Origin of the sequence: Eubacterium sp. An3 (assembly GCF_002159465.1) — a bacterium.
Taxonomy (GTDB): domain Bacteria; phylum Bacillota; class Clostridia; order Lachnospirales; family Lachnospiraceae; genus Anaerobutyricum; species Anaerobutyricum stercoris.
The window spans coordinates 85,274-111,096 of the sequence record NZ_NFIR01000010.1 but is presented as its reverse complement, the minus strand read 5'-3'; the positions used below and the strand labels follow the sequence as shown (position 1 = coordinate 111,096).

Annotated in this window: 32 protein-coding genes and 2 pseudogenes; 28 read left to right on the top strand and 6 right to left on the bottom strand. The window is 47.5% G+C overall.

The genetic code is table 11. From position 1 onward, the window contains the following. Positions 1-22: 22 nt before the first annotated feature. The 4 genes from B5F87_RS10330 to B5F87_RS20685 are packed head-to-tail and all read right to left on the bottom strand — an operon-like array spanning position 23 to position 2,164. The gene (locus B5F87_RS10330) at positions 23-604 is read right to left on the bottom strand and encodes a PLD nuclease N-terminal domain-containing protein (protein WP_242964391.1); all 582 of its coding nucleotides are present in this window, start codon (positions 602-604) and stop codon (positions 23-25) included. Positions 605-631: 27 nt separating this feature from the next. Then, positions 632-1,612 (bottom strand): alpha/beta hydrolase, encoded by a 981-nt coding sequence (locus B5F87_RS10325; RefSeq protein ID WP_002587440.1) that lies wholly within the window; start codon positions 1,610-1,612, stop codon positions 632-634. Between the two features lie 29 nt (positions 1,613-1,641). Continuing rightward, positions 1,642-1,806 (bottom strand): hypothetical protein, encoded by a 165-nt coding sequence (locus tag B5F87_RS21185; RefSeq protein WP_002587441.1) that lies wholly within the window; start codon positions 1,804-1,806, stop codon positions 1,642-1,644. Position 1,807: 1 nt separating this feature from the next. Continuing rightward, complete coding sequence (locus B5F87_RS20685) at positions 1,808-2,164, bottom strand: helix-turn-helix transcriptional regulator (RefSeq protein WP_002587442.1); 357 nt, start codon at positions 2,162-2,164, stop codon at positions 1,808-1,810. A 229-nt stretch (positions 2,165-2,393) separates the two neighbouring features. Between B5F87_RS20685 and B5F87_RS10310 the strand changes: the two genes are divergently transcribed. The 19 genes and pseudogenes from B5F87_RS10310 to B5F87_RS10220 all read left to right on the top strand — a co-directional run bounded on the left by B5F87_RS10310 (position 2,394) and on the right by B5F87_RS10220 (position 16,546). Continuing rightward, on the top strand, positions 2,394-3,011 hold the full coding sequence (locus tag B5F87_RS10310) for a TetR/AcrR family transcriptional regulator (RefSeq protein ID WP_087280691.1): 618 nt from the start codon (positions 2,394-2,396) through the stop codon (positions 3,009-3,011). Further along, positions 3,008-3,895, top strand: coding sequence for an ABC transporter ATP-binding protein (locus B5F87_RS10305; protein WP_002587444.1), 888 nt, complete (start codon positions 3,008-3,010; stop codon positions 3,893-3,895). The genes B5F87_RS10310 and B5F87_RS10305 overlap by 4 nt, the downstream gene beginning before the upstream one ends. Before the next feature lie 13 nt (positions 3,896-3,908). After that, positions 3,909-4,262: an ABC transporter permease gene (locus tag B5F87_RS21425; RefSeq protein ID WP_242964388.1), complete on the top strand. Its 354-nt coding sequence runs from the start codon at positions 3,909-3,911 to the stop codon at positions 4,260-4,262. 36 nt (positions 4,263-4,298) lie between these two features. Further along, on the top strand, positions 4,299-4,703 hold the full coding sequence (locus tag B5F87_RS21420; protein ID WP_242964385.1) for a hypothetical protein: 405 nt from the start codon (positions 4,299-4,301) through the stop codon (positions 4,701-4,703). 12 nt (positions 4,704-4,715) lie between these two features. Then, positions 4,716-5,501 (top strand): ABC transporter permease subunit, encoded by a 786-nt coding sequence (locus B5F87_RS10295; RefSeq protein WP_002587446.1) that lies wholly within the window; start codon positions 4,716-4,718, stop codon positions 5,499-5,501. A gap of 45 nt (positions 5,502-5,546) precedes the next feature. Beyond that, the gene (locus tag B5F87_RS10290; protein ID WP_073993866.1) at positions 5,547-5,720 is read left to right on the top strand and encodes a cysteine-rich KTR domain-containing protein; all 174 of its coding nucleotides are present in this window, start codon (positions 5,547-5,549) and stop codon (positions 5,718-5,720) included. An 81-nt stretch (positions 5,721-5,801) separates the two neighbouring features. Continuing rightward, positions 5,802-7,166 (top strand): radical SAM protein, encoded by a 1,365-nt coding sequence (locus B5F87_RS10285; RefSeq protein WP_002587447.1) that lies wholly within the window; start codon positions 5,802-5,804, stop codon positions 7,164-7,166. Beyond that, complete coding sequence (locus B5F87_RS10280) at positions 7,166-8,038, top strand: DegV family protein (RefSeq protein ID WP_002587448.1); 873 nt, start codon at positions 7,166-7,168, stop codon at positions 8,036-8,038. The genes B5F87_RS10285 and B5F87_RS10280 overlap by 1 nt, the downstream gene beginning before the upstream one ends. 127 nt (positions 8,039-8,165) lie before the next feature. Beyond that, complete coding sequence (locus B5F87_RS10275; protein WP_016147206.1) at positions 8,166-8,852, top strand: response regulator transcription factor; 687 nt, start codon at positions 8,166-8,168, stop codon at positions 8,850-8,852. A gap of 464 nt (positions 8,853-9,316) precedes the next feature. Continuing rightward, the gene (locus B5F87_RS10265; protein ID WP_016147205.1) at positions 9,317-9,730 is read left to right on the top strand and encodes a sigma factor-like helix-turn-helix DNA-binding protein; all 414 of its coding nucleotides are present in this window, start codon (positions 9,317-9,319) and stop codon (positions 9,728-9,730) included. A gap of 573 nt (positions 9,731-10,303) precedes the next feature. Further along, positions 10,304-10,534, top strand: coding sequence for a hypothetical protein (locus tag B5F87_RS10260; RefSeq protein WP_016147204.1), 231 nt, complete (start codon positions 10,304-10,306; stop codon positions 10,532-10,534). A gap of 83 nt (positions 10,535-10,617) precedes the next feature. Further along, entirely contained in the window at positions 10,618-11,832 is a 1,215-nt protein-coding gene (locus B5F87_RS10255) for a site-specific integrase (protein ID WP_016147203.1), read from the top strand. A 156-nt stretch (positions 11,833-11,988) separates the two neighbouring features. After that, entirely contained in the window at positions 11,989-13,200 is a 1,212-nt protein-coding gene (locus B5F87_RS10250) for a site-specific integrase (RefSeq protein WP_016147202.1), read from the top strand. A 598-nt stretch (positions 13,201-13,798) separates the two neighbouring features. Then, positions 13,799-14,176, top strand: a pseudogene (locus B5F87_RS10245) (AAA family ATPase); the annotation flags it as partial. After that, a pseudogene (locus B5F87_RS10240) lies at positions 14,175-14,696 on the top strand (helicase); the annotation flags it as partial. The pseudogenes B5F87_RS10245 and B5F87_RS10240, both read left to right, overlap by 2 nt. 1 nt (position 14,697) lies before the next feature. Then, the gene (locus B5F87_RS10235; protein WP_087280688.1) at positions 14,698-15,450 is read left to right on the top strand and encodes a DUF3848 domain-containing protein; all 753 of its coding nucleotides are present in this window, start codon (positions 14,698-14,700) and stop codon (positions 15,448-15,450) included. Continuing rightward, positions 15,447-15,791 (top strand): plasmid mobilization relaxosome protein MobC, encoded by a 345-nt coding sequence (gene mobC / locus B5F87_RS10230; protein WP_087280685.1) that lies wholly within the window; start codon positions 15,447-15,449, stop codon positions 15,789-15,791. Before B5F87_RS10235 ends, mobC begins: the two co-directional genes overlap by 4 nt. A 141-nt stretch (positions 15,792-15,932) precedes the next feature. Continuing rightward, entirely contained in the window at positions 15,933-16,238 is a 306-nt protein-coding gene (locus tag B5F87_RS10225; RefSeq protein WP_087280682.1) for a hypothetical protein, read from the top strand. After that, positions 16,235-16,546: a CD1845 family protein gene (locus tag B5F87_RS10220; protein WP_087280679.1), complete on the top strand. Its 312-nt coding sequence runs from the start codon at positions 16,235-16,237 to the stop codon at positions 16,544-16,546. Before B5F87_RS10225 ends, B5F87_RS10220 begins: the two co-directional genes overlap by 4 nt. A gap of 165 nt (positions 16,547-16,711) precedes the next feature. On the opposite strand, the gene B5F87_RS10215 is transcribed toward B5F87_RS10220, so the two are convergent. Then, positions 16,712-18,169 (bottom strand): RNA-binding domain-containing protein, encoded by a 1,458-nt coding sequence (locus B5F87_RS10215; RefSeq protein WP_087280676.1) that lies wholly within the window; start codon positions 18,167-18,169, stop codon positions 16,712-16,714. A gap of 225 nt (positions 18,170-18,394) precedes the next feature. Between B5F87_RS10215 and B5F87_RS10210 the strand changes: the two genes are divergently transcribed. Further along, positions 18,395-19,807 carry a relaxase/mobilization nuclease domain-containing protein gene (locus tag B5F87_RS10210; protein WP_087280672.1) on the top strand — a complete coding sequence of 471 codons (1,413 nt, stop codon included), beginning with the start codon at positions 18,395-18,397 and terminating at the stop codon, positions 19,805-19,807. Positions 19,808-20,057: 250 nt separating this feature from the next. Beyond that, positions 20,058-20,354: a hypothetical protein gene (locus B5F87_RS10205; protein WP_002576327.1), complete on the top strand. Its 297-nt coding sequence runs from the start codon at positions 20,058-20,060 to the stop codon at positions 20,352-20,354. An 80-nt stretch (positions 20,355-20,434) separates the two neighbouring features. Here B5F87_RS10205 and B5F87_RS10200 read toward each other — a convergent pair whose 3' ends face one another. Continuing rightward, the gene (locus B5F87_RS10200) at positions 20,435-20,788 is read right to left on the bottom strand and encodes a helix-turn-helix domain-containing protein (protein ID WP_002576326.1); all 354 of its coding nucleotides are present in this window, start codon (positions 20,786-20,788) and stop codon (positions 20,435-20,437) included. Between the two features lie 165 nt (positions 20,789-20,953). Here B5F87_RS10200 and B5F87_RS21720 point away from each other — a divergent pair, with 165 nt between their 5' ends. From B5F87_RS21720 to B5F87_RS10160, 7 genes are all read left to right on the top strand, one after another. Then, on the top strand, positions 20,954-21,151 hold the full coding sequence (locus tag B5F87_RS21720; RefSeq protein ID WP_009246557.1) for a helix-turn-helix domain-containing protein: 198 nt from the start codon (positions 20,954-20,956) through the stop codon (positions 21,149-21,151). Further along, positions 21,141-21,755 carry a bacitracin resistance transcriptional activator BcrR gene (gene bcrR, locus B5F87_RS10190; protein WP_002576325.1) on the top strand — a complete coding sequence of 205 codons (615 nt, stop codon included), beginning with the start codon at positions 21,141-21,143 and terminating at the stop codon, positions 21,753-21,755. Before B5F87_RS21720 ends, bcrR begins: the two co-directional genes overlap by 11 nt. Positions 21,756-21,935: 180 nt before the next feature. Then, positions 21,936-22,853, top strand: a complete 918-nt coding sequence (bcrA, locus tag B5F87_RS10185; RefSeq protein WP_002576324.1) for a bacitracin ABC transporter ATP-binding protein BcrA — start codon at positions 21,936-21,938, stop codon at positions 22,851-22,853. Next, entirely contained in the window at positions 22,846-23,595 is a 750-nt protein-coding gene (locus B5F87_RS10180) for an ABC transporter permease (RefSeq protein ID WP_002576323.1), read from the top strand. Before bcrA ends, B5F87_RS10180 begins: the two co-directional genes overlap by 8 nt. Continuing rightward, complete coding sequence (bcrD, locus tag B5F87_RS10175; RefSeq protein WP_002576322.1) at positions 23,595-24,422, top strand: bacitracin resistance undecaprenyl-diphosphatase BcrD; 828 nt, start codon at positions 23,595-23,597, stop codon at positions 24,420-24,422. The genes B5F87_RS10180 and bcrD overlap by 1 nt, the downstream gene beginning before the upstream one ends. A gap of 167 nt (positions 24,423-24,589) precedes the next feature. Further along, entirely contained in the window at positions 24,590-25,060 is a 471-nt protein-coding gene (locus B5F87_RS10170) for an RNA polymerase subunit sigma-73 (RefSeq protein ID WP_002576321.1), read from the top strand. A 476-nt stretch (positions 25,061-25,536) separates the two neighbouring features. Beyond that, a complete protein-coding gene (locus tag B5F87_RS10160; RefSeq protein ID WP_002576320.1) occupies positions 25,537-25,767 on the top strand; it encodes a hypothetical protein in 231 nt (76 codons plus the stop codon). Positions 25,768-25,823 lie beyond the last annotated feature (56 nt).

The window sequence follows — 25,823 nt, the reverse complement described above, 5'->3', positions numbered from 1 at the left end:
CAGATCAGTATGAAAAAGAATACTATGCAGCATTAGATGAAAGAGCTGAAGCTTTAGCAGGGTAACTCAACATTAAAAGGGCATATTTAATTTGTACTTTTTCTTGACATAGGACCAAAAGTGTTTCCAGCTTTCGTTCACCCGGTGTAAGGTAATGTGTTTCTGTATCTGCATATATTGGAAACCCCGTGTATTCCTGCAAGTAATGAATTTGAGGGTAATATTCAGGCAGTTGTTTTGTTGCGCTTTCATAGCAAATGCCGGGGAGTGCATAGAGTGGTTTTGCCTTTTGTTGTGTATGGAGGACACTTTTTGCAAAGCGCCATTTCGAGGATTGTGCATTAGACAAAAGATACATCAGTCCACCAAACAACGGGAAGGTTAGGATCAGGATCGCCCATGCAGTTTTGTAGGCGCCTTTGTCTTTCTGGGAAACGATATAAAGCACCGCAATGATACTGACGATTGTCAGTAGGCGACTGAAATTTCGGGAAAGCTGACTTCCCCCAAGTACAAGGCATATAAGAAAATATACCTGTAAAAGTAGCAGGAGTATCGTCAACATCCTTCTACGGAATAAGACACGGAGCCAACGCTGGCGCATAATGATTCCCCCCCTTCAAACTCAAATCTACGGATTCTTTTTCCGCTGTTCGCAAAATTCCCAAAACTCTTTTGCAATGCGCTCGTAGGTGCTTTTTCCTACGAGATAGCTCATACAGTGGTCAGCGCCCGGAACAATCAGCAGACGCTTTTCTGATGTACAGGCTTTATAGTTTTCGTATGTCATTTCAACTGGAACAAAGTGGTCATCTGTTCCGTGGACAAAAAGAACAGGAATTTGGCAGTGCTTCAACGCTTCTGTAGTTGAGGCAGCATCAGCATCCATTTGGATGCGCTTTTTGCACATCCTATCGGCACCTGTTTTATGCAGAGCATAAGGAATATGCAGATTGCTTTCGGAGACATGTTTCCAAATTGCATGGAGCGAAGTAAATGCACTGTCCGCTGCGATTCCAAATACATTATCCGGCAGTTCCAGTTCGGACGCCATTAGCACAGAGGTTGCACCCATGGATACCCCGGCAAGATAGATGGGAATGCTTTTTCCTGTTTTCTCGTTTATCCAATTTGTCCATGCCAGGCAATCGTAGCGTTCCAGCAAACCTAAACTCATATGGTCGCCGCCGCTATTATTTTGTCCCCGCTGCTCTGCGTAGAGTACAGAACAATGATTATTGCGCCAGAAATCTGCGATTAGACCAAAATCATGTGACCAGGAGGAACGCCACCCGTGCATGGCAACTATAGTTCTTTTCGGTTCTTCGCAGGGACACCAATGCCCAATCAATGAAATTCCGTCGTGAGCAGTGATTTCCACCACGTCACAGCCGCTTTTTTCGAGCTGACCAGCTGCCTTTTTTACAATTTCAGTGGTTTCTATCATTTCAGGTGAACCGGACACACGCATTTTTCCGTTGCTTCTGTCCTGCGGCGCAACCCGATCCATGGCGAGCTGCATCATCTTTTTGGTTAGAAGATGATGCCAAAGCACACAAATCGCACTACCGGCAGCACCTATTATCAATCCTTTTTTCAATGAATCCTTCATAGCACGTCCTTTCATAACGTGGGTATAACTTACTCTTTGTCATTGGCAGTTTTCTTACTTAATTTTCTGCGATATGCGTAATATAACAGAATCGACATTGAGGCTTTTTCATAACCAAACTTGCCGAAGCACTGGAACGCCGCATTGAGAATGGTCAATCTCTTTTCTTCGGTCAGGGCCAAAAATTTGTTCAATTCATTTCCTTCTTCTTACACAATAACCGTTTCGGTTATTCAGAGTATAGCACCAATAACCGAATCGGTCAAGTGTTAATGCAGCAAGTGTATTGATGCGCTTTTTGCAAGCGTCATCTGCGCTCATGTCTGGATAAAAGAACTGATCCACCGATATATCGAACATTGTCACCATCTGATAAAAAGTGTTCAAGCTCGGATGCTGACCGTCGTTTTCGTTATATATGATGGTGCGGGGATCACGGTCAATGATAAGGGCCAGTTGATCCTGTGTCATCCCGCTGGTTTCTCTTTTGCGCTTTATCTCGCACCCTATATCGTGGAAATCAAATTTGCGCTCATCGCGTTCAAATTTCATAGACATCACCCAATGTAATTTTATATTTCAGGTAGTAGTATTTGAACGAATTACATTTTCGTGCAACTGCTGACTTGAACACACCGGTACTTTCGAGACTAATCTTCGTTGGTCTAACAGTATAAAAAGAAAACTTTTGAATCATACTCCAAAATACTTGACCGTTTCGGTTATTGGTGCTATACTCTAAATAACCGAAACGGTTATTGTGTAAAAAGGAGGAAATGAATTGGACAAATTTTTGGCCCTGACCGAAGAAAAGAGATTGACCATTCTCAATGCGGCGCTCCAGTGCTTCGGCAAGTTTGGTTATGAAAAAGCCTCAATCAATGATATTGCGGTAGCCGCACACATTTCCAAAGCGTCTGTGTTTCAGTATTTCGGCAGTAAAAAGCAGCTCTACATTTACCTGCTGGAATACTGCAAGAAAATCATAGAGGGACTATTTGATAAGGAAGCCCTCGATTCCGAAACAGATTTGTTCGACAGGATTCTGGCATCCAGCCGCATGAAAATGGAGGGGCTCCAAAATCAGCCTTTTATCTTGCAGTTTATTACCAGTGCCTGGGAGGAAAATTCTCCCGAGGTGACGGATACGCTGGCGATCCTGACGGAGGGGACCGGCAGATTCCGAAACGATCTTGTTCTGCGGGAAGAGGATGCTTTGAAATTCAAAGACCCAGAGGATGCCCAGCCGGTCTTTCAGATGCTGCTTCTGATGGCCGAGGGCTATGCGGCCGGGTACCGGGGGGCGGCGGCTTTCGATTTTCAGGCTGTCATGGAGGATTTTGAGAAGAACATCGCAATTCTGCGGAAAAATTTTTATAAGGAGGAGTATTTGAAATGAGTGAACAAGCGATTGTCTTGAATGAATTGACCAAGCACTATGGGAAGCATCGAGGAATCAATAACCTCAGTTTCTCTGTCAACCAGGGAGAGTTTTTCGGCTTTATCGGCCCCAACGGTGCGGGTAAGTCCACCACGATCCGCACCCTAATGGGGCTGATCCGTCCCACCGGAGGCAGCGCATCTATCTTCGATTTGGACTGTCACTCCAAGGCCAGCGTCATCGCCAGGGATGTGGGCTATCTGCCCAGCGAGAACAGCTATTACGAAAACATGAAAGTCCGTGAACTTTTGCAGTACACCGCCGATCTGTACGGCATGGACTGCAAGACAAAGATGAAGGAGCTTGCCGACAGGCTCAATCTGGATTTGTCCCGCAAGATTGCAGACCTTTCTCTGGGCAACAAGAAAAAGGTGGGTATCGTGTCTGCCATTATGACTTCGCCCAAACTGATTATTATGGACGAGCCCACCAGCGGATTAGACCCACTGATCCAGCAGGCTTTCTATGATATTCTGAAGGAGGAAAACAGCCGGGGCGCTACCGTGTTTTTTTCCTCCCATGTGCTGAGTGAGGTGCAGAAACTGTGTGACCGGGTGGCCATTCTGAAAGAGGGACAGCTTATTGGCATACAGTCCATCAAAGAACTGCGTGAGAGCGGCTATAAGAAAGTCTCTCTGAGCGCAAAGGAGGCTATCCCTCGCGATTTCTTTGATTTGTCCGGCATTGCGAACTATGCGGAGACTGCGGATAAGACCTCTGTTTCCTTTATGTATAACGGAAATATCACGGCGATTATTGACAAGCTTCACCTGCTGCATTTGGACGATGTGCTTTTGGAAGAGCCCTCTTTGGAGGAAATCTTCATGCACTACTATGCGTAAGGAGGTGTCGGGCATGGTCATTTTGAAATATGAACTGAAAAGGCACCGCAAATATATTTTGGGTTGGGCCATCGCCTTGGCTCTGTGTGTTTTTGTGATGACGCCTACCTATTACAGCTTTATGGATGTTTCCACCGGAGACCTCTATGAAACGCTGGGTACGAGTGATTTTTACAAAGGCGTTGGTGTGTCCATGGAATATCTGACCTCACCGTTGGGCATTTATGCGTTTCTTACCAGCTTTTTTATGATTGCGTCCGGTATTTTCGGGATGCACTTCGGTATCGCCATTCACACCAAGGAGTGCTCGGAGCGAACCTCTGAATATCTGTTTACAAAACCCCATACCCGAAAAACGATTTACTAGGCAAAGGCGTTCACGGTTTTTTTCGGCGTAGTGGTCGTGAGCATGGTATATCTTCTCGCCTCTTTTTTGGCGCTGGCCCTGTTCCGCTCCGGCATTGACTGGGGAGAGTTCTTTCTGATTGCTCTTTCCCTCATGCTGGTCACGCTGTTCCTTGCAGCTATGGGGCTTTTGGTTGGAATTCTATTTTCACGCAATCGAAGCCCACTTTTGACTGCCGGGTTAATTGTCTTTGTCGAGTACTGCGTCACCAGCTTCTCCAACATTGTCAGCAACCGTGCCATTAGTTTTCTGTCCCCGTACTCGTTCTTTAGTGCGGCTGAGATTTCCAAATCTGGCTTTTATGAGTTGGATTACTTGGGATGGTGTGTACTGCTGTTTGCCCTGTTTTTGGTGCTGTCTTATCGTGTCTTTTTGAAAAAAGACATCCAGTTCCGCTCATGAGGGGGTGCAAAGATGAAAACATTGGTGAAAAACGAATTCCGCCAAACCAGAAAGACCCTGCTGATCTGGCTGGGGATCATGTTACTGCTGTGCGGATTCTGCTATTTTGAACTTTTATCCTTGAAGGACAGTCTGGATGAGATGGCCCGGACAGTCGGCCAATTTCCTCGCTTGATCATGATCATGTTCGGTGTGAAAGGGGATCTCACGACTGCCCTTGGTTGGTACGCGTGTATCTATTTTTGGGAGGGGCTGTTGGCCTTTGCCTATGCAATCTCTCTGGGCCTGTCCTGTGTGGCGAGGGAAAAGAAATTTGGAACATCCGAATACCTGTTCACAAAGCCTGTGGAGCGGAAAACCATTGTTCTGGCGAAGGTGATCGTTTCAGCAGTGAACCTGCTGGTGTTCGCCCTGTTCAGCGGCGTGTGCAATTATTTCACGATCGTTCTTCCTTTGGGCGGTCTGGATCAGCCGGGAGCGGTGCTTTCCACAACGATGGGAATGTTCTTTACCCAGCTTCTCTTTTTTGCCTTGGGTCTGCTGTTTGCCAGCCTTTTCAAATCTTATAAGGCCGCGGTACGCGCCGGTACGGTTTTCGTATTGGCCGCCTATGTGTTGGCCTTTACTGCCGAGTACACAGGGAATCGTTTCTTGGATTATCTGACCCCTCTGCGGTACTATGATGTGTATGAAGTAGCACTAAATGGCGTCTATCTTTCCTACATCGTCTTAACAGTACTCATTGTGGGCGCGTGTGTAATGGTTTCTACAAGGCGGTGGAAACTGCGTGAGTTGTAAATGTAATTGTCCATAGATATTCTATTATCTGATGAAAAACAAAGAATGAAAAAAAACGAATGGCTATTATGCCCCAACTGCAACAAGAAAACGAGAATTAAAATCTGTGATAATACAGTACTTGAAAATTTTCCGCTATACTGTCCGAAGTGCAAACGGGAAATAATAATCAGCGTAAAACAATTCAATACCACAGTTATCACAGAGCCAGACGCATAGACGCAGAGCCGATAACCCGTTAGCCTTGTGCTGCGGATTATCGGCTCTTTTTGCTTTTAAGATAGAAAAGGAGACAAAACCATGAGTAATTCTATTAAAGACAGCGCACAGGCTTTCGCCGTCAATCAAGTGCTGAAATATGTTGACAGCAATCCGCAGGAAGCATTCCCCAAGTTGTTAGATTGGGCGGATAAGTTCGATAAGGATAACCTCTATCTCACACAGCGCCAGCAAATCCGTAAGGTGATGGAGCAGCCTGACAGCAACTGGATGCGCCTGATCAACAGCCTTTGGACGGACATTGATTCTGAAGTCCGCAAAGTGTTCTTCCGCAATTTTATTGTCAATGCATCTCTCTTAGGCAGCCGCAAGCAGGTGGCTAATCGTGAAAAGTACGGCTGCAATATCCCCTGGGCAATCCTGATGGACCCCACTTCCGCCTGCAACCTTCATTGCACCGGCTGTTGGGCGGCAGAATACGGTAATAAGCTGAATCTGAGCTATGAGGAACTGGATGACATCATCAATCAGGCCAATGAACTGGGAACCTATATGTTCCTCTACACCGGCGGTGAACCTATGGTACGCAAGAACGATCTGCTCCGCCTGTGTGAAGCGCATCCTGACTGCGTATTCTCTGCCTTTACCAACGGTACCCTTATCGATGAGAAGTTTGCCGATGAGATGCTGCGGGTGAAGAACTTCTACCCGGCCATCAGCATTGAAGGCTTCGAGGAAGCTACTGATTTCCGCCGTGGCAAGGGTACTTATCAGGCTACTATGCGGGCGATGAAGATTCTGAAAGAAAAGAAGCTGCCTTTCGGCGTATCTGGGTGCTATACCAGCAAGAACATCGACTCCATCAGCTCGGATGAGTTCTTCGATCATCTGGTGGAGTGCGGTGCGAAGTTCGCATGGTTCTTCCACTATATGCCTGTGGGCAACGATTCCGCTGTGGAGCTGCTCCCGTCTCCTGACCAGCGTGAAAAGATGTATAACCGCATCTGCGAATACCGTAGCACAAAGCCTATTTTCACAATTGACTTTCAGAATGATGCGAAATTTGTAAACGGCTGTATTGCTGGTGGCCGCAACTATCTGCATATCAATGCCAATGGTGACATTGAGCCTTGCGCTTTTATCCATTACTCTGACTCCAACATCCGTGAAAAGACCCTGCTGGAAGCATATCAGTCTCCGCTGTTTATGGCCTATCACGACGGTCAGCCCTTTAATGATAATATGTTCCAGCCGTGTCCTATGCTGGAAAATCCTGAATGTCTGCGTAGCATGGTAAAGAAATCCGGTGCCCATTCTACCGAGTATCAGTCCCCGGAAAGTGTTGACCATCTGTGTGATAAGACTACACTTTATGCAGAAACCTGGAAGCCGAAGGCCGATGAGCTGTGGGCTGCTTGTCAGGGCTGTAGTGGGTGTAAGAAGTGATGGACGGCTATCAAATTTTCACAGATGCCACCTCAGATCTCGCACCGGAGTTAACCGCAGGTCTGCCATCTGTTGAAATGATTCCTATGAATGTTGAGATCGGCGGAACAGAATACTCATATGGTTCCCCGGAAGGAATCACAGCCAAGGAGTTCTACCGCTTGCAAAGAGCTGGGAATTTTGCAACGACCTCACAAATCAACCCAACGATTTATTTTAAGCATTTTGAACCCTGTCTGCGACAGGGAACCGATATTCTGTATCTCTGTTTTTCCTCTGGTCTGTCAGGTACATATCAGTCTGCGTTTTTAGCGGTTGAAGAACTACAGCAGGAATATCCGGAAAGAAGAATCATCTGCATTGATACGCTTGCTGCCGCAGTGGGTGAAGGGTTTTTAGTCAGAGAAGCTGCGAAAAAGCAGAGGGAAGGACTGTCTATTGATGAATTGGCTTCTTGGGTCATGGAACACCGATTAGAGGTATGTCATTGGTTTACGGTTGATACCTTTACCCATTTGAAACATGGCGGGCGGGTTTCAGGTGCCGCAGCCGCAATGGGAACGGCTTTGCAGATCAAACCGTTGCTTCATGTGGACAGCGAAGGAAAGCTGCAAGCAGTGGAAAAACCTCGTGGAAGAAAAAAGGCTGTTACCACTCAGATTGCCCGAATGGAACAGGGCTGGAAACCTGAACTTGGTAAATCGATTCTGATAGGTCATGCCGATGACCCTGAAGCAGCAGATATGCTGAAAGAAAGGTTGTTGGAACAATTCCCGGATTCTGAGATTTGTATTGCTTATATTGGCCCTATCATCGGAGCACACACCGGTCCCGGCGCACTGGCATTGATTTACTGGGGAAATAATCGATGACGGAGGATTTGTAGATACGCAAAAAAGCATTCTCCATCATAGAAAAATATAGTTTTGTTTAGAGCTGCCGGGTAACTTATGCTCGGCAGCTTTGAACTGTCTGCTAGAAGTAGTAGGAGGTGAACATATGGTTCCGCATGTATTGGGCGTAGGATACGCCTATAATGAATATGAGGTTACTGCTGGCCGATGGAAAGAATTTGAAATTGAATTTGACTATGCTGATAATATTAAACAAGCGGCCGCAATGCTGTCTTTTAAAGAATATATATGCGTAGCTATTTGCTCTGATGTGATTCCACAAGACGATTTGGATATCTTGAGACAAAAACGTGCGGTACCAATTATTGTTGTGCCACCTTCATATTCGGAGGAACAGCGGTATGCATGTGTCCATTTTGGTGCTGCTCAATATTTACATACCTATAATCATCCTATGGTAGAAATGTTTTCAGAGAAAAATAGTATGAGAAATTGTTTGAAAATACCAAAAGATAAAAGAAGACCGCTAACAATCATCACTGTGAAAGACTTGTCTTTCTGCTTAGAGTACAGGTCTGTAGAGATAGCTGGGGTATGCATTGATTTGACCGAAAAAGAGTTTGATATTCTTGCGCTGCTAATTATGAATCAACGGCAAGTCTATACTTATGAAATGATAATGGATTCTGTTTGGCATGATGATTTTTCGTTTTATTCACGCAATGCGATTTCAAGCCATATAAGTAATTTACGGAAAAAGTTAAAAAGTTCGGAAACTGCATCAGAACATATTAAAAGCATTCGAGGAATAGGCTACAAATTCGAAGTATAGGTATTTCTTGTGCAAATCTTGTATAAATCTAAAGTAAATCTTGCTTTCTGTTCTATACCATAGCTCTCAATAATGGCGAGCAGCTGTTAATTGAGTAATGGTTCAATGAAAACGCGGCTTGCTGAATAGCTGCCGCTTTATACTGCGTAGACAGAAAGGTTATTTACAGCGGCATATAGGAGGATGCCGCTTTGTTTGTTTTAACCTTTTACAGTTCTCATAATCTTCACTTGCTAAAAAAAGTGTAGCTTCCCCTCCGGGGCAGTTCGGCAACCTGTCGGTATTATCGTTCTGCGCAAACCGGAATAATAATGATCTTTTTTGTTGCGCCAGTTTCCTGGAATGGGAGACTGGCGCTTTTGCTTGTCGTTTTTTGCCGAATGTCCCCAAACGGCCTCGATGCCGTTCCCCGCCTCCATTCGATTCACCCGCTAATCACCCGTGAATCGAAATGGAGGTACATAATGAAGAAAGTCAATCTTCGGGATCTGTATCCCGATGTTTATAAAACCGATGCCTTTTTGGAAGTAACCGATGAAGTACAAGCGGTGTTTCAGTCTGACGAGCGAGCTGAAGCAGCCTATGAGCGAAAAATGTATCGCTATAAGGCGCAGTACTCCCTGGACTGTGAGAATGGAATTGAAAATGCGGTCCTGCGAAAGCTGGAGACGCCGGAGATGCTTCTGGAGGAAAAGCAGCTGCGCGAGCAGATTTACTCCGCCGTGATGGCTTTGCCGGAGAAACAGGCAAAAAGAATTTATGCTCGGTACTATCTGGGGATGAGCGTAAATGAGATTGCCGGAGCCGAAGGTGTAGATCCGAGCCGTGTCCGTGACAGCATCCGGCGTGGGCTGAAACAGTTGGCAAAAATTTTTTGATAAAGTTTCATTTGAAGCGCCTGTTTTTTGCCCCTTTTGTCAGTGTTAATAGAAGGACAAGTTTTCCCCTTCGATGGTACTTTGACAATTGAATAGACGGCATTTCTGGTACATAACCCATGTACGAGCGAATCAGGCGCGCCGCCAAGATGGACAGCCAAGGAGGTGATAAACAAGGCTGTTCCCAGCGATCAACGCCAGCCTGAGACCCGGAGGTGGCACTTCGAGCGCGAGGACTCCATGGGGGCTTAAAGATACTTGTTCACACCCGCCCACGGACTTGAGGCGGAACCCTGCGGCGCACGAGTAAAACGACGCTGCGGAGTTATGACATCCGCGCCAGCGGAGACCGGGAATGTCCCCATCGTCAGGGATGCGTGGCAAATGTGGCGAAAGCGAACTTCAAATTCAAGAGAGCTGCGTCCGGTTACCGTAAGCAACAACAGGTCATCATCCAGATGCAGTTTTCTTTTCAAAGTTAGATACCATGCACTGGCAGTTTCGGCTGCCAGTGCATTCATGTGATTTTGAAAGCACGATGACAACCTTGACGGAATGGAGGGAATATGATTTATGGAAAAACTGATTACACGAAAAGAAGCTGCCAGAATCCTGGGAATCAGCATTGCGACCTTGGATGCGGCCCGTAACAACGGCTTGATTTCTTATGTTCAGTATGTGCAGAACGGTTGTGTATATTTTACTGATATGGGCCTTCAGGAGTATATCGCAAAATGCACCCACCGGGCAAAACCGATGGAAAAGAATGCGACTTACCGCAAGACCCGGAACGCCGGAGCATGAGCCAATCCGTATCCTTGCTGGAACTGAAGATCTCTGATAAAACAAAGATACAGCGCTGGAGATTATTTTAGGAGGTGACGGAATTGGCAAAAAGGAAAATGATAATTCCTGAATATGGAACGGTTATAAAAAAAGGTGTCCTGTATTACAGAACAAGAATCAAAGATGCAGATGGAAAACTCGTTGCCCTTTATGCAAGAACGCCCGAAGAACTTTATAATAAGGAAACGATTGCGTTGGAGCAGATTGAGAACGCCACATTTCATCGAAAAACACCCACGGTTGCAGAGTATTGTGAGAAATGGCTGTTGATGCAGTCTGTTCATGTTCGTACCACGACTTTGACGGACTATACCTCAAAGGTACGGCGTCATATCATTGCGGAATTAGGTGATAAGCGGATGGGAGAGGTCAGCCTGGATGATATTCAGCTTGCACTTGTCTCTGTTTCAAAAAAATCTGCATCGGTATATAAGTCGGTCGTGATCCTGTATAAATCTATTTTCCGTGCAGCAAAGGAAAGCCGGATTATAGATAATAACCCGACGATCTATCTAACGACAAAGGGTGGCGGCGTTCCGCAGAAAGATAAAGCGGCGCTGACAGACGAGCAGGTCGAGCGCTTATTGGATGCGGTGGAAGGACTGCCAACCTATGTGTTTGTGATGCTTGGATTGTACGCAGGCTTGCGGCGGGAAGAAATCCTCGCCCTGAAATGGGATTCGGTCTATCTTGATGGAAACTTTCCTTATTTAACAGTGCGGAGAGCATGGCATACAGAAAACAACAGGCCGGTGATTCTGGAAGAATTAAAAACGAAGGCTGCCGAGCGAAATATTCCACTGCCGACCTGTTTGGCTGAGTGCCTGAAAGAGACAAAGGAAAATTCGACTTCGGAGTATGTGGTGCCGAACCGGGACGGCGATCCGCTGTCCTATACGCAGTTTAAGCGGCTGTGGCAGTATGTTGTCACCAGAACAGTCAAGGAACGGTCCTACTACCGATATGAGGATGGAAAGCGGGTAAAGCATACGGTCACACCTGTTCTTGGAGAAAAGGCGGCGCATAACGGTAATGTTGTTTACAGCCTGGACTTTGAAGTAACACCGCATCAGTTGCGACACACCTACATCACGAATCTGATTCATTCGTCGGTAGACCCCAAAACGGTGCAATACCTGGCAGGCCATGAAAGCAGCAAAATTACCATGGACATTTACGCAAAGGTCAAATACAACAGGCCGGATGAGCTGGTCAGAACGATGGGTAACGCATTTTCGCAATGGGATTCAGTGTGAGCATAAAATAACAAACGCGAAAACGAAGCAGGAGCGAGGCAAGGATGTCTCGCTCTTTGCTTTACATAGGCCGTATCTTTGATTAAGTCTGTACTTTCTGATAAAAAGAGAGTGTAGATACGGAAACTGCACGTTATCAGGAAAGGAAGGTCAAAGATGGCGAAAATGAAAACAGAGGTTCCGCAGTACGGAACCATTATGCAAAAAGGAATCCAGTATTACAGAACCCGGATCATGGACGCAGATGGCAAGCAGGTGAGTTTGTATGCTGCTACTTGCGAAGAATTATATGAGAAGCAATTAGAAGCGCGGCGACAGGTGGAGGAGATCATCTTTCGTCGGCAGCATCCGACAGTGGCCGAGTATTGTCAGAAGTGGCTGCTGATGCAGTCGGCAAAGGTATCTGCTTCTACATTGAGAGGATATACTGCTGACATGAAGAACTATATCATTAAGCCTTTGGGTGAGATGTATATGGAAGAAGTGACCGCAGATGATATTCGGCTGGCGCTTGTACCGCTGTCAAAAAAATCGGAGGGGTTATACAGCACAGTAAATATGCTTCTCAAGTGTATTTTCTACTCGGCAGAGCGCAGCCAGATACTTGAGCATAACCCCTGTGTAGGAATATCGGGAAAGGGCGGAAAGCCAGCGAAAAAGAGGGAGGCATTGACAGATCAGCAGGTAGAAGTGCTTCTGGATACGGTCAGGGAGCTTCCTCCCTACTTGTTCATTATGCTTGGGTTATATTCCGGTCTGCGCCGGGAAGAAATCCTTGCGCTGCAATGGGACTGTGTATTCCTGGACGAGTCTACTCCCTATATCTCGGTAAGGCGAGCATGGCGCACGGAACATAACAGACCCGTGATTTCCACTGTTCTAAAGACCAAGGCGGCTAAAAGGGATATTCCGATTCCCAAGTGCTTGGTGGACTGCCTGCGTGAAGCCAAAACAGCATCAAAGTCGGACTATGTGATTTCGGATAGCGAAGGACAGCCGTTAGCTGCATCGCAATTTCAAAGGGTATGGCAGTATGTAGTTGTTCGGTCTACCAAGCCGCGCAACTACTATAAGTATGTGAATGGGCAGAGCATCAAGTACACGGTTACACCAACGCTGGGCATGACACAGAGGAATCAACCCAAAATCAAATATACGCTGGATTTTGATGTGACCCCACACCAGCTCCGGCACACATACATCACGAACCTGCTTTATGCCGGAGTTGATCCCAAGACGGTTCAGTATCTTGCAGGACATGAAAACAGCAAAACAACTATGGACATCTATGCTAAGGTCAAGTATAATAAGCCAGAGGAGTTGTTCAGTGTAGTAAACGGTGCTTTTCATCAGAACGCTGCTGATTGAAAAACAGCCATTTTCCGTGGTTACCACATAGGATAACTGAACAGCGAAAAGTCCGGAAAAGCCCGAAATACCAAGGAAAAACGGCTCAAAAACGAGCGCAGTACGGTCTCAAGGCAGCCCGTCGCGCTCCGCAGTTCAGCAAGCGCTGATTTCAGTTCAAAACAGCTCAAAAAACCCCGAAACCATGCGGTTTTCGGGGTTTTTCCTTTTCAGATTGTTTGCCCTGTTTTGGCATAGTCTGACCTGTTTTAACCCGATTTTTATGGGTTAAATAAAGGACAACCACCCCTAAAATGAGGGCTAATGGGTTAAATAATAGGACAACTTTTTTGGCCTTTCCCTCTCCCCCAAGGTCGTTTTTTCCTTTTAAGCCCTCTGCATTTTTATGCAAAATCGGTTTGGCAGAGTTTGACCAAATATGAACAAATGAATATGATTTTATTGCGAAAGCGTTCAGTGTACCTGCTGGGCGCTTTTTGCATTTCCAGGGACTAATGTTCCGGGATCAGAAAAAGCCGTCACTCTTTTTATCGAAAGAAGTGGCGGCTTTTTCTATTTCCAGAACCGAACGCAATCAACAGAAACGAGGTGAAACATAATGAACACGCAAATCATCGCCGTCGCCAACCAGAAGGGCGGCGTCGGCAAAACGACCACCTGCGCCAACTTAGGGATAGGGCTGGCCCAGGCCGGAAAGAAAGTGCTGCTGGTGGATGCTGACCCCCAGGCCAGCCTGACCATCAGCCTGGGCAACCCGCAGCCGGACAAGCTGCCCTTCACCCTCTCGGACGCGATGGGCCGCATCCTGATGGACGAGCCGCTCCGCCCCAGTGAGGGCATCCTACACCACCCGGAGGGCGTGGACCTGATGCCCGCCGACATCCAGCTCTCCGGCATGGAGGTCAGCTTGGTGAACGCCATGAGCCGGGAGACCATCCTGCGGCAGTATCTGGACACGCTCAAAGGACAGTACTCTGACCGACAAGGAGAACGCCGGTGCTGCCCTGCTGGACGCTTGCAAGGAGGTCAAAGGGTCCGACCCGGTGCTGGTGGGCAGCTATCGAGGGTTTGCCATGTCAGTGGAATTTAACTTTTTTTCAAAGGAGTATACGCTCCTGCTGAAAGGCCAGATGACCCACCGGGCGGCCCTGGGCACCGACCCGCGCGGCAACCTGACCCGCATCGACAATGCCCTGGCGCAGATGCCCCAGCGGCTGAAGGCGGTGAAGGACCAGCTGGACAATCTCTACCAGCAGCAGGCCGCCGCCAAAGCCGAAGTGGGCAAGCCCTTTCCCCAGGAACAGGAGCTGCGGGACAAGTCCGCCCGGCTGGCCGAGCTGGATGTATTGCTGAACATGGACGGCCGGGGCCGACCTGCGCCGGAAGCGGTGCTTGCCAAGAGCAACCGCCCCTCGGTGCTGGAAGGGCTGAAACGCCCGGTACCGCCGCGCAGCCCGGACAAGAAACCCAAACACCACGGACAGGAGGTGCGATAACATGAATACCGACAAAAACACGGCCCTCTATGAGAAGATGACCGCCGAACAAGACAAGTTCCGGGACTGGCTGAAAAACCAGCCCCCGGAGGAAATTCTAAAGCATACCTACGAGTACACGGTCCGAGAGGACATTTTGATGGCAATGGAGGAACTGGATCTGCCCCAAAGCCGAGCCGCCGCACTGCTGGCGTCCCCGTCCCCGCTGGCGGATGTCTACAAGGAGTTTGCCGACCGGGAGACTTCCTACATGGATATGGTGCGGGACAGCATCGAGCAGCGGGCCGAGGCGGCGCTGGATGCTCAGCGGGAACGGCCGCTCTACCGGCACGACGCCGCCTATGCCCGCGAACAGGGTGATGCGCGGCAGGACTATCTGCGGTTCCAGCCGCTGACGCCGGAGGAAATCCACGCCGAGGCCGCCCGGCTCTTGCAGGAGCTTCGTGCGCCGGATACCCCCAACAGCCCCCACGGCACCCACTACATGGCCCGCGTGTCGCCGGACTTTCTGGCCCGCGCAGGCACCCAGGCCCACGACCAGCTGATGGCACTGTTGCCGTTCCGCAGCCTGGTAATCACCGGGATGGTGGACCGGCCCGGCACCTATGTCACGATCCTGGCCAAAGAGGACCGCAGCAAGGAGCTGCGCCAGCGCCGCCCCTCGGTCCGCCGCCAGCTGAAACAGGAGCCTCGCCCCGCTGAAAAGCCGGAGAAAAAATCCCCTGCGCATAAGAAAAAGGAGCCGGAGCGGTGAGCGGCCCCAAGCGCAAACGGGAGGTGCAGCTGAACTTCCGGGTCTCGCCGGAAGAACTGGCGCTGATTGAGCAGAAGATGGCCCAGCTAGGGACAAAGAACAGGGAAGCCTATCTGCGCAAGATGGCCCTGGACGGGTATGTGGTGCGCCTGGAACTGCCGGAGCTGAAAGAGCTGGTCTCCCTGATGCGCTATTCCAGCAACAACCTCAATCAGCTGACCCGCCGCGTGCATGAGACCGGGCGTATTTATGACACCGACTTGGAGGATATATCCCGGCGGCAGGAGGCTTTGTGGGATGGGGTGCATCAGGTATTGACCCAACTGGCAAAGCTGGCGTGACAGGGGCATACGCCCCTGCTGAGAGGGAGGTCCGGCGCGTGCAGGCTTGCTGCGCTGGGCCTCCCTCTTTTTTCTTTGCCCGTATCGTTGCAGTTTTGTATGACATCGAGGATAATGGAGACAGAAACGAGGTGATGGCTGATGCTGACGTTTGAAAATGTTTTGACGGTGTTCCGGGATTACCTGCGGCAAGACCTGGAGGAAGAAGTCCTCCCATGTAGGCGCGGCTATGTACGATTGACCTGGAACAAGGATTCCCGCTACTGCGTGGACGGCATCCTCTGCCGGACCCCGGAGGAACTGTTTGATCTGCTGCTCACGGATTACCAGGACTTTGAATTGCTCCGCCGGACGAAAGGCCGACGGGAAGTTACAGAGGCCGATGAAAAAGCCGTGGAAGAACTGTGCCAGTCATACCTGGACTGGCGGAAGGAGGCGCTGAAATGAGAGCTATATGGTTTATCTTGAAACTGGGGTTGAAAATCCTTGCTGCGCCGGTGGTGCTGGCGCTGGCCCTGTTCACCTGGGTGTGCTTCGGGCTGCTGTATGTATCCAGCTTTATTTTTGGCCTGGCCTCCACGGTGGTGGCGCTGCTGGGGATCGCGGTGCTGGTGACCTACTCGCCGCAGAATGGCATCATCCTGCTGGTGATCGCCTTCCTGGTCAGCCCGGTGGGCCTGCCGATGGCCGCCGCCTGGTTACTTGGCAAGGTGCAGGATCTGCGGTACATGATCCAGGATGCAGTATATGGCTAAATAGAAAACACAGAATTGCCGGGAGTGAGTGCCCGGCAATTTTCGACTTTACTTTTATGCTAATTTCATAGATAAGATTAGCACGAAAGTAAAGTTTACTTCCGTCAAAAGCGCAAAAAAATCAGGGTGTCGGAGTGTGTGATTTCTCCGGCACCCTGATTGAGTTTAATTGCCCGGTGTAGCTTTTTTTATGGCCACATACTTTTGATGTTGGCTTCGAGGCTTATCCGGGATGGTCATTTGCAACTGCCCCTGATCCAGTAGTGGCCGCAAGTAGCGTTTTGTAAATCCTTTTGTATTTTTATATCCACAATGTTCTGCAATTTCCGCTTTGGAGCGTGGTGCTGCGCAAAAGGCTAAAATCTGATTCGCAAGCGTCACTTGGGTCTCCACTTGGGTCCTCACTTGGGTCTCCACTTGGGTCCCGTCCTTCGGCCCAACCTTTTCCACCGCAACCGGGGCCAGCGGAACCACCGTGCGGAACACATCGCCCTCGATAAATTCCGGCGTCCCGCCGGAGTAGAGCTTCGTGTATTTGTAAGTATTTCGCATCCCGGACCCTAGCTCGTCCGCCAGTCCGATCTCTCGGAACACTTTGGAGATGGGCGGATTCTTGGCATACGGCTCAAAGGAGGATAGATGCAGGGCACCATGCCCGTGAGAACGGTTGGCATTTTCGGTATAGAGCCGGTCGCGCTCGATCACAAACTTTGCCACATAGCCGCTGGAGTAATCCCGGTGAGCCAGGCTGTTGGAACAGATTTCGCGCAGGATACGGTCTCTGGCGCTGACGCTCTGGACGCCCTCCTGCACAAAAGGGTCGCTGAGGTGCTTTTGGCCGAAAGCAATCAGCCGGTCATAGGTTTCCAGCAGATTGGTGATGATAACGTCCCGGTCATCGTAACGGTCCACGTTTTCTACCCGGAAGATGGCGTCCGTCTTGTGCTGCGGCAGCACGGACAGGATCGTGGAGTCCTTGCCAAACAGGAGAATCGCCGCCAGGGTGATGCCTTCTATCTGCCGTTCGGGGTCTTTCAAAATCAGCCCGGCGCTGCGCAGCAGTTCTTCATCCGATAGGGACTTCCACGGATGGTTGGCCGTGCGGCTGGCGGTCATGGCTCTGGCGCGCTCAATCAGGTCGGGACGCAGGTCCTCCATTTGGAAACGCGTCACTTTGTTGACAAAATAGCTGCCGCTTTTCCGGGCGTACAACTGGTACACCAGGTCAGAATTGTCGGTTATATCAATATCCGCTTCGTGGTTGCGGTCAAAAATGCGTCCGTGGTGGCGGCAGACCTGGCTGCCGGACGGCACCTGAATGACCAGCAAGGTACGACCATTCACCGCACAGGTTTCCGGCTGCAAGTAAAGAGGCGGATTGATTTTCTGCCCGTTGTTGATGGAAGTCACAAAGTCCTTTTTCATGCGGTCCACTGCGTCCGGGGCGACGCCCAAAATTTCCCCACTGTCTTTGACGCCCAGGAGGATGGTGCCACCGTCCCGGTTGGAAAACGAGCAGACGGTATCGTAAACATCCTTTGTGATCTCGGTAGTGGATTTCTTAAACTCCACCTGGATGTTTTCGCCGCCTTGAATCAGTTTCAGAAGTTCGGTTTCTGTCATAGGAGCAACAGCCCCCTTTCGATGTGGATTTATACGTTCTTATTATACGGGATTTTTCACGCATTATCAAACCCATTCTGCGTGGGTATATAATTCTGAAATGGTTCTCTGTGATTCTAGAAAATGCAGACAGTGTCAGGCGAATTAAGCTGCGATTCGGCACCGCCTTTGATCAGTCAAATCAATTCGACAGATAGTGTCTGTCAAAAAGGAGGGAAAATCATTATGGCCACAACCCGCATTATGCCCCTGCACGCCGGCAAGGGCCGCACGGTCGGCAAGGCGATCAGCGACATCATCGACTATGTAAAAAATCCCGATAAGACCGACCACGGCAGGCTCATTACCAGCTACCAATGCGACAGCCGCGTGGCCGACGCCCAGTTCCTTCTTGATAAGCAGACCTACGCTGCCCGCACCGGCCGTGTGCGCGGCAAGGATGACGTGATCGCCTACCACCTGCGGCAGTCCTTTGTGCCGGGCGAGATCACGCCGGAAGAAGCCAACCGGCTGGGCGTGGAGCTGGCCCGGCGTTTTACCAAAGGCAAGCACGCTTTCATCGTCTGTACCCACATCGACAAGGCTCACGTCCACAACCATATTATATGGAACTCCACCACGCTGGAGTGTGACCGCAAGTTCCGCAACTTTTGGGGCAGCACCCGCGCCGTCCACCGTCTGAGCGATACCATCTGCGTTGAGAACGGTTACTCCATTGTGGAGGCTCCCAAGCGGCGCGGCCAGAGCTACAACAAGTGGCTGGGTGACGCGGCGAAGCCCTCCCACAAGGAGCAGCTGCGTCAGGCCATTGACCGGGCACTGGCGCAGAAACCGGCCAGCCTGGAGGAGCTGCTGCGCCTGTTGGAACAGGACGGCTTCACCGTTCACCGGCGCGGAAAAAACATCTCCATCGGCGCGGAGGGCTGGGGCAACAATGTCCGCTTTGACCGGCTGGGGGACGGCTACACGCTGGACGATCTGTTGGCGGTCCTCTCCGGCCAGAAAGAACATATGCCCCGCAAGCAAGCCGTCCCGCAGGCCGCTCCGCCGAAGGTCAATCTGCTGGTGGACATCCAGGCAAAACTCCAGGCCGGAAAAGGTGCCGGGTACGCCCGCTGGGCCAAGGTGTTCAACCTCAAGCAGATGGCACAGACCCTCAACTACCTGTCCGAACATGGGCTGCTGGATTATGCCGATTTGGAAACCAAAACAGCAGAGGCGACGGCCCGCTATAATGCGCTGTCCGATCAGATCAAGGCCGCTGAGAAGCGCATGGCCGAGATTGCCGTGCTGCGCACCCACATCGTCAACTACGCCAAGACCCGCGAGACCTATGTGGCCTACCGCAAGGCCGGGTATTCAAAGAAATTCCGGCAGGAGCATGAGGAGGAAATCTTGCTGCACCAGGCCGCCAAGGAAGCCTTCAACGAGCTGAATGTGAAGAAGCTGCCCACCATCAAGGAGCTTCAGACCGAGTACGCCCAGCTACTGGCGGACAAGAAAAAGGCTTACGGTGAGTACCGGCAGGCCCGCGCCACCATGCGGGAGCTGCTGACGGTCAAGAATAACGTGGATCGGGTCCTGGCGATGGAGCAGACCGAGCCGCAACAGAAAGAAAAAGACCACGGCCAGCGGTGAGCTGGTCGCAGTCAAAAGCGTTCACAAGAACGCGCAGCCACAGATTGAAAATCTGTGTTCCAAGGGGGCTTGGGGGACTTCCCTCAACAAGCGCGTGGGGCTATCTGGATAGCCACAGGCATCGCTTGCCACTTTTGTTCGCAAACAATATCCGTATCCTTTACACGATGATTTACTTTTATTATCATAGTCGTAATAAGTATATAAACTACTTACATATAAGCACCTAAAATATGAAAGGGCTGATAAAATGATGACCTTTGAAAAGGTTTTAGAAGTATTCAACGATTACCTAAATAAAGATAGTGTTTTGGAGGTGGTGAACACTAAGCGAGGATACACCGTTATGATTTGGGATGAAAAAGATGAGCAATGGTTTGGTGTGGAACATTGCAAAGCCCCCGAGCTTTTACGGGATGCCTTACTTGATGGCTATCGTGATTTTTTAGAGCAACAACTTACTCATAACCGCAGGAGTTTAACCGAAACAGAAATCTTAGATATTCAAAACCGATGTGAACAGCTTTATGATTTGTGTGGAGAATAAAAAAATAACCTAAAAAGTGCGATAGCCTGTGTAGGTGTCGCACTTTTTTCAGTTGGCTTGGCTTACGAAAACAGCGTTAATTATTCCGCAGTTTCTCTTGCCTTTTTCAAGCCTTGAGCCGTAGCTTCCATCACGATAAGCTCCTTTTCTTCCATATCATTCAACAGTACATCAACTTGTTTGCGGCGATTGTTGTCGCCATCTTCATTGCATGGAAAAAAGAACTGGTCTACAGAGATGTCAAGCAAGGTAGTAATGAGATAAAATTTGTTAAGCCTTGGGTGCTGCCCCCTGTTCTCTATATACATAATAGAGCGTGGCGTAAGGTCTACCAGTTGGGCAAGATATTCCTGTGTCCACCCTTTTGCTTCCCGAGCTTTTTTTATCGCTATACCTAACGGCTTAAAATCAAGTTTTCTTTCATCTTGGTACATTTTAATATCATCCTATATCATTGTACATTTCGGGTGATGATATTTGAACGAAGTATGATTTTATGTTTAGTAGTGTATAATTTCGTATTAGTGGAGAGAAACTTGCTATTATTCGTCATTCCGTATATAATAATTATATACTCTTTGCGAAAGGAAGTTGATATTATGAATTACATTTCTGTGAAAGCCGCTTCTGAAAAATGGGGCATATCGGAAAGACGGATACAAAAATTATGTGAGGAAAATCGCATTGACGGAACTGAAAAATTTGGTCGTGCATGGATGATACCAAAAGATGCAGAAAAACCCGTTGATGGACGTATGAAAACAAGGAACAAACAGGAGGAGAATCATGGAATTTAATGAAAAGCTACAACAGCTTAGGACTGGAAAGAACTTAACGCAGGAACAACTTGCGGAGCAATTATATGTATCAAGAACAGCCATTTCAAAATGGGAAAGCGGCAAGGGTTACCCTAACATTGAGTCGCTCAAGTGTATTTCTAAATTCTTTTCTGTGACCATAGATGAACTGCTATCGGGCGAAGAACTGATTACACTTGCCGAAACTGAAAATCGTTCCAACTTGAAAAAAATTTACAGTTTCATTTATGGAATATTAGATATGATGGCGGTTACTTTTATACTTTTGCCGTTGTATGGTAACCTTGTTGACGGATATATTTATTCTGTCAATCTACTTTCATTTACAGACACTACCCCAATATATCTTGCAATCTATTGGATTGTTTTTATTGTTTTGATTGCACTTGGGATAGCGAAACTGATGTGTGTTTGTTTTGAAAAGGAATCATGGAGCAACATAATCACAAAATGCTCTCTCGTGCTGAGTACGCTTTTTATCTGCTTCTTCGCTGCGGCAAGACAACCCTATGTAACCGCCCTTATGTTTCTGCTATTTGTTGCTAAAATATTTGTCTGGATAAAGCAAACCCAAACAAAGTAAAATGCCATAAACCCTTTAAAATAGGCTCTGACACGATAAGTGTCGGAGCTTTTTTCGTGCTGACATCTATTGTGTCGGCATTGTGACGGTAGATTTCTTGGCTTCTATGCAATACTCGTGGATAATAAGATTGTGGTCAGCGAAAACAAGAACAGCAACCCACGGAAAGGAGAATCAAATATGGATTATATCATTGAAACAGAAAATCTTACGAAGCGATACGGAACAGCCACCGTTGTCGATAAGGTAAATCTTCATGTGCCAAAGGGCAAAATTTATGGTTTGCTCGGCAGAAACGGAGCAGGCAAAACCACAGCAATGAAAATGATGTTGCAGCTTGCTTTCCCAACGGAGGGAACGGTACGCTTGTTTGGCACAAACTATAAGGAAAATATCCATACCCTTTATAGCAAAGTAGGCTCTATTATCGAAACACCGGGATTTTACAGTAATTTAACAGGGTATGAGAATTTGCAAATTCTCGCTAAACTGCGAGGGGGAGTATCTAAAAGTGGAGTAGAAAAAGCTCTTGAAGTTGTGGGGCTGCATAAGGAGAAAAGAAAAGTCTTTTCCGATTATTCCCTCGGAATGAAGCAACGGCTTGGTATTGCCGCCGCCATTATGCACGAGCCGGAGCTTTTAATACTTGACGAACCGATTAACGGACTTGACCCCATTGGAATAGTTGAAATACGCTCATTTTTATCTGAACTTAGTCACAATCATGGCATTACCATTTTTATCTCAAGCCATGTTTTAAGCGAGATTGAACAGATAGCAGATATTATCGGCGTTATGCACGAGGGGCATTTAGTAGAGGAAGTGAATATATCCGAGCTTCACAAAAGGAATCGAAAATACATTCAATTTGATTTATCTGACAGTGAGATAGCCGGAAAGATTTTAGAAAACCACTACCACATGACGGATTTTACAGTGCAGGACGGTACGGTGAGAATTTATGACTTTAGCCAAAGTGTTGGAGAAATCAATCGAGAATTTGCACGAAATGGACTGCTCGTGACAAGGATAAATGATAGTGAGGAAAACTTAGAGGACTACTTTTCTAAACTGATTGGAGGTGGCGGTATTGCTTAATCTTATTTCTTGTGAATTATTAAAACTAAAGCGTTCAAAAATGGTGCTAATTAGTGTGGCAGGGGTATTATCTACCCCACTTTTGATGTTAATAGAAGCCTTGCAAACACATTTTGATAAGCCGGAGATTATCTTTACCTTGTCTGACATATACAGCGACAGTGTACTGTATATCATGCTGCTGGTAAACATTATGATATATGTGGCAATTGCAGCTTACTTGTTTAGCAGAGAGTACACAGAAAGCACCCTCAAAACCATATTGCCCATACCCATTTCAAGGACAAAACTATTAATTGGAAAATTTTGCACCCTGCTTCTTTGGATTGTTATGCTAACCCTTGTAACATGGGCAGGTATATTTATCGTTTGTGGGCTATATGACGCTGTCTTTACATTGGAGGGATATAGCTTACTAGTGGCAATAGTATGGCTCCCCAAGTTTTTGTTTGGCAGTATCCTGATGTTTTTAACAGTTTCTCCTTTTGTGTTTGTTGCTATGAAAACAAAAGGATTTGTCGCCCCGATGATTGGCTCTGCCGTGATTGTCATGGGAAGTGCCGCACTTTCAAATCAAGAATGGGGAGCGTTGTATCCGTGGACAGCCACCTATTTCTTGGTGCAGGGTAAACTTCAGAGTACCGGCTATCCTACACTGCTGTCTGTATCTATTATTATTCTTGTATCAGCAGTTGGTTTTCTTATGACCTTTCATCATTTTAAAAAGGAGGATTTGAAATAATGGTACTTGATTTTATAGAAATTTTAAAAGTTATTTTTCTTGGAATTGTTGAGGGTATTACTGAGTGGCTACCTATCAGCAGCACAGGACATATGATTCTTGTGGACGAATTTATCACACTTAATATGAGCGAAGCATTTAAAGAAATGTTTTTTGTTGTTATTCAACTTGGAGCTATACTCGCAGTGGTTGTAATGTTTTGGAACAAGATGTTTCCCTTTCAATTTAAGAACAAAGCACAGTCAATTGTTAAAAAGGATACTTTCTCGTTGTGGTTCAAGGTTGCGGTAGCTTGTGTACCGTCAGCTATTATGGGGATTCTATTTGATGATTATTTGGATGCTTACCTCCAAACCCCCATTGTGATTTCAATCATGTTAATCTTTTATGGTTTGTTATTCATTCTCATAGAAAATTGGAATAAAAAGCGTACTCCTACTACTATGGCACTTTCTGACATCAGCTATAAAACAGCAATCTTGATAGGGGCATTTCAAGTGTTATCACTTATACCCGGCACATCACGGTCGGGAGCAACGATTATAGGTGCTTTACTCATAGGAGTTTCACGAGTGGCAGCAGCAGAGTTTACTTTTTTCCTCGCAGTACCTACTATGCTTGGAGCAAGTGCTTTTAAGCTGTTAAAATTCGGGTTTGAATTTACAAGTGCAGAACTGCTCGCTCTTGTTCTCGGTATGGCTGTGGCATTTGCGGTATCTGTCTTAGTAATTAAATTCCTAATGAACTTTATCAAAAAACATGATTTTAAGGTGTTTGGTTGGTATCGAATTGTGCTTGGTATACTTGTTGTACTTATAAAATCTTAATAATGCGTTTTCTTTGTGCGCGAATAAAAATGCCAGTTGGTCCTTAAGATCAGCTGGCATTTTTGTTTCTGGGGATGGAAAACAACCCAGAGATTCTCGTTGTCGATCTCCTCCTGATTTTAGTTTGCATGGTGAATTTTGCAAATTGAATCTACAGGAGGTTAATAATGGGATTTAATTATGGATATGAGAAAAAGAAGTTTGATAGTAGATGGAAGCGTTTAGAAGTTGAGTATTGTGATGCAGGGATGAGCGAAGAACAGATTGCTGCCATGAAAGAATATGACTGGGCATGGTTTTGCAGTCAAAGGGTTTTTCAAAACCATACGCAACCAATACCTTGTGAACAATATGATGAAGTATGTGGTCAATCACAGCTGTTCCGAAAGTTTGCATCGTTATCTTATCAATGGGATGTTGATAAGATTGATCAAACGCGATATGGATGGTTGGCTTCGGTGGAAAACGAACAACTACTGTTGAGATTGAAGAAGCTGTCGAAGAAAGATTTGGAGCTATTGACATTACTTTTTGTGGATGGTTATCGTCAAATTGATGTAGCACGTCTTTGGCATTGTTCCAGAAGTGCTGTTGCACAAAGATTTAAAAAAATAAAAAAATTTTTGAATAACACTTAACAAATGAAGCGTATCAGTGCCTACCCATTGAGGGAAGAACATTCTCCCAATGTGGAGCTTGACAATTTCATAGACGGCATTTCCGGTACATAACCTATGTACGAGCGAATCAGGCACGCCGCGAAGATGGACAGCCCCAGGAGGTGATGAATAGGACTGTTCCGAGCGATCCACGTCAGCCTGATACCCGAAAGTGGCATTTCAGGGCGCGATGACTGCATAGGGGTTAAAGATACTTCCTCACGGCCTCCTAAAGACTTGGGGGGAACTCTGCGGCGCACGAGTAAAACGACGCTGTGGAGTTATGACAGCCGCGCCAGCGGAGACCGGAATGTCCCCATCGCCAGGGGTGCGTGGCAAATGTGGCGAGTAAATTTTTCAAAGTCAGATACCATGCGCTGGCAGCTTCGGTTGCCAGCGCATTCATGTGATTTTGAAAGCAACAACCACATCTTTGACAGAAAGGGGGACCACCTATGGAAAAATTGATTTCGCGGAAAGAGGCTGCCAAATTACTGGGGATTAGCATTGCCACTTTGGATGCAGCTCGAAACAGTGGGCTAATTTCCTATGTTCAGTATGTGCAAAATGGTTGCGTGTACTTTACAGATGCTGGCCTTCAGGAGTATATCGCAAAATGCACCCATCGTGCAAAGCCAGTGGAAAAAAGCGCTACATACCGCAAGCTGCGAAGTGTCCGAGCTTGAGCTGTTCCGTATCCTTGCTGGAACCTAATATGTCTGATAAAACAAAGGTACAGCGC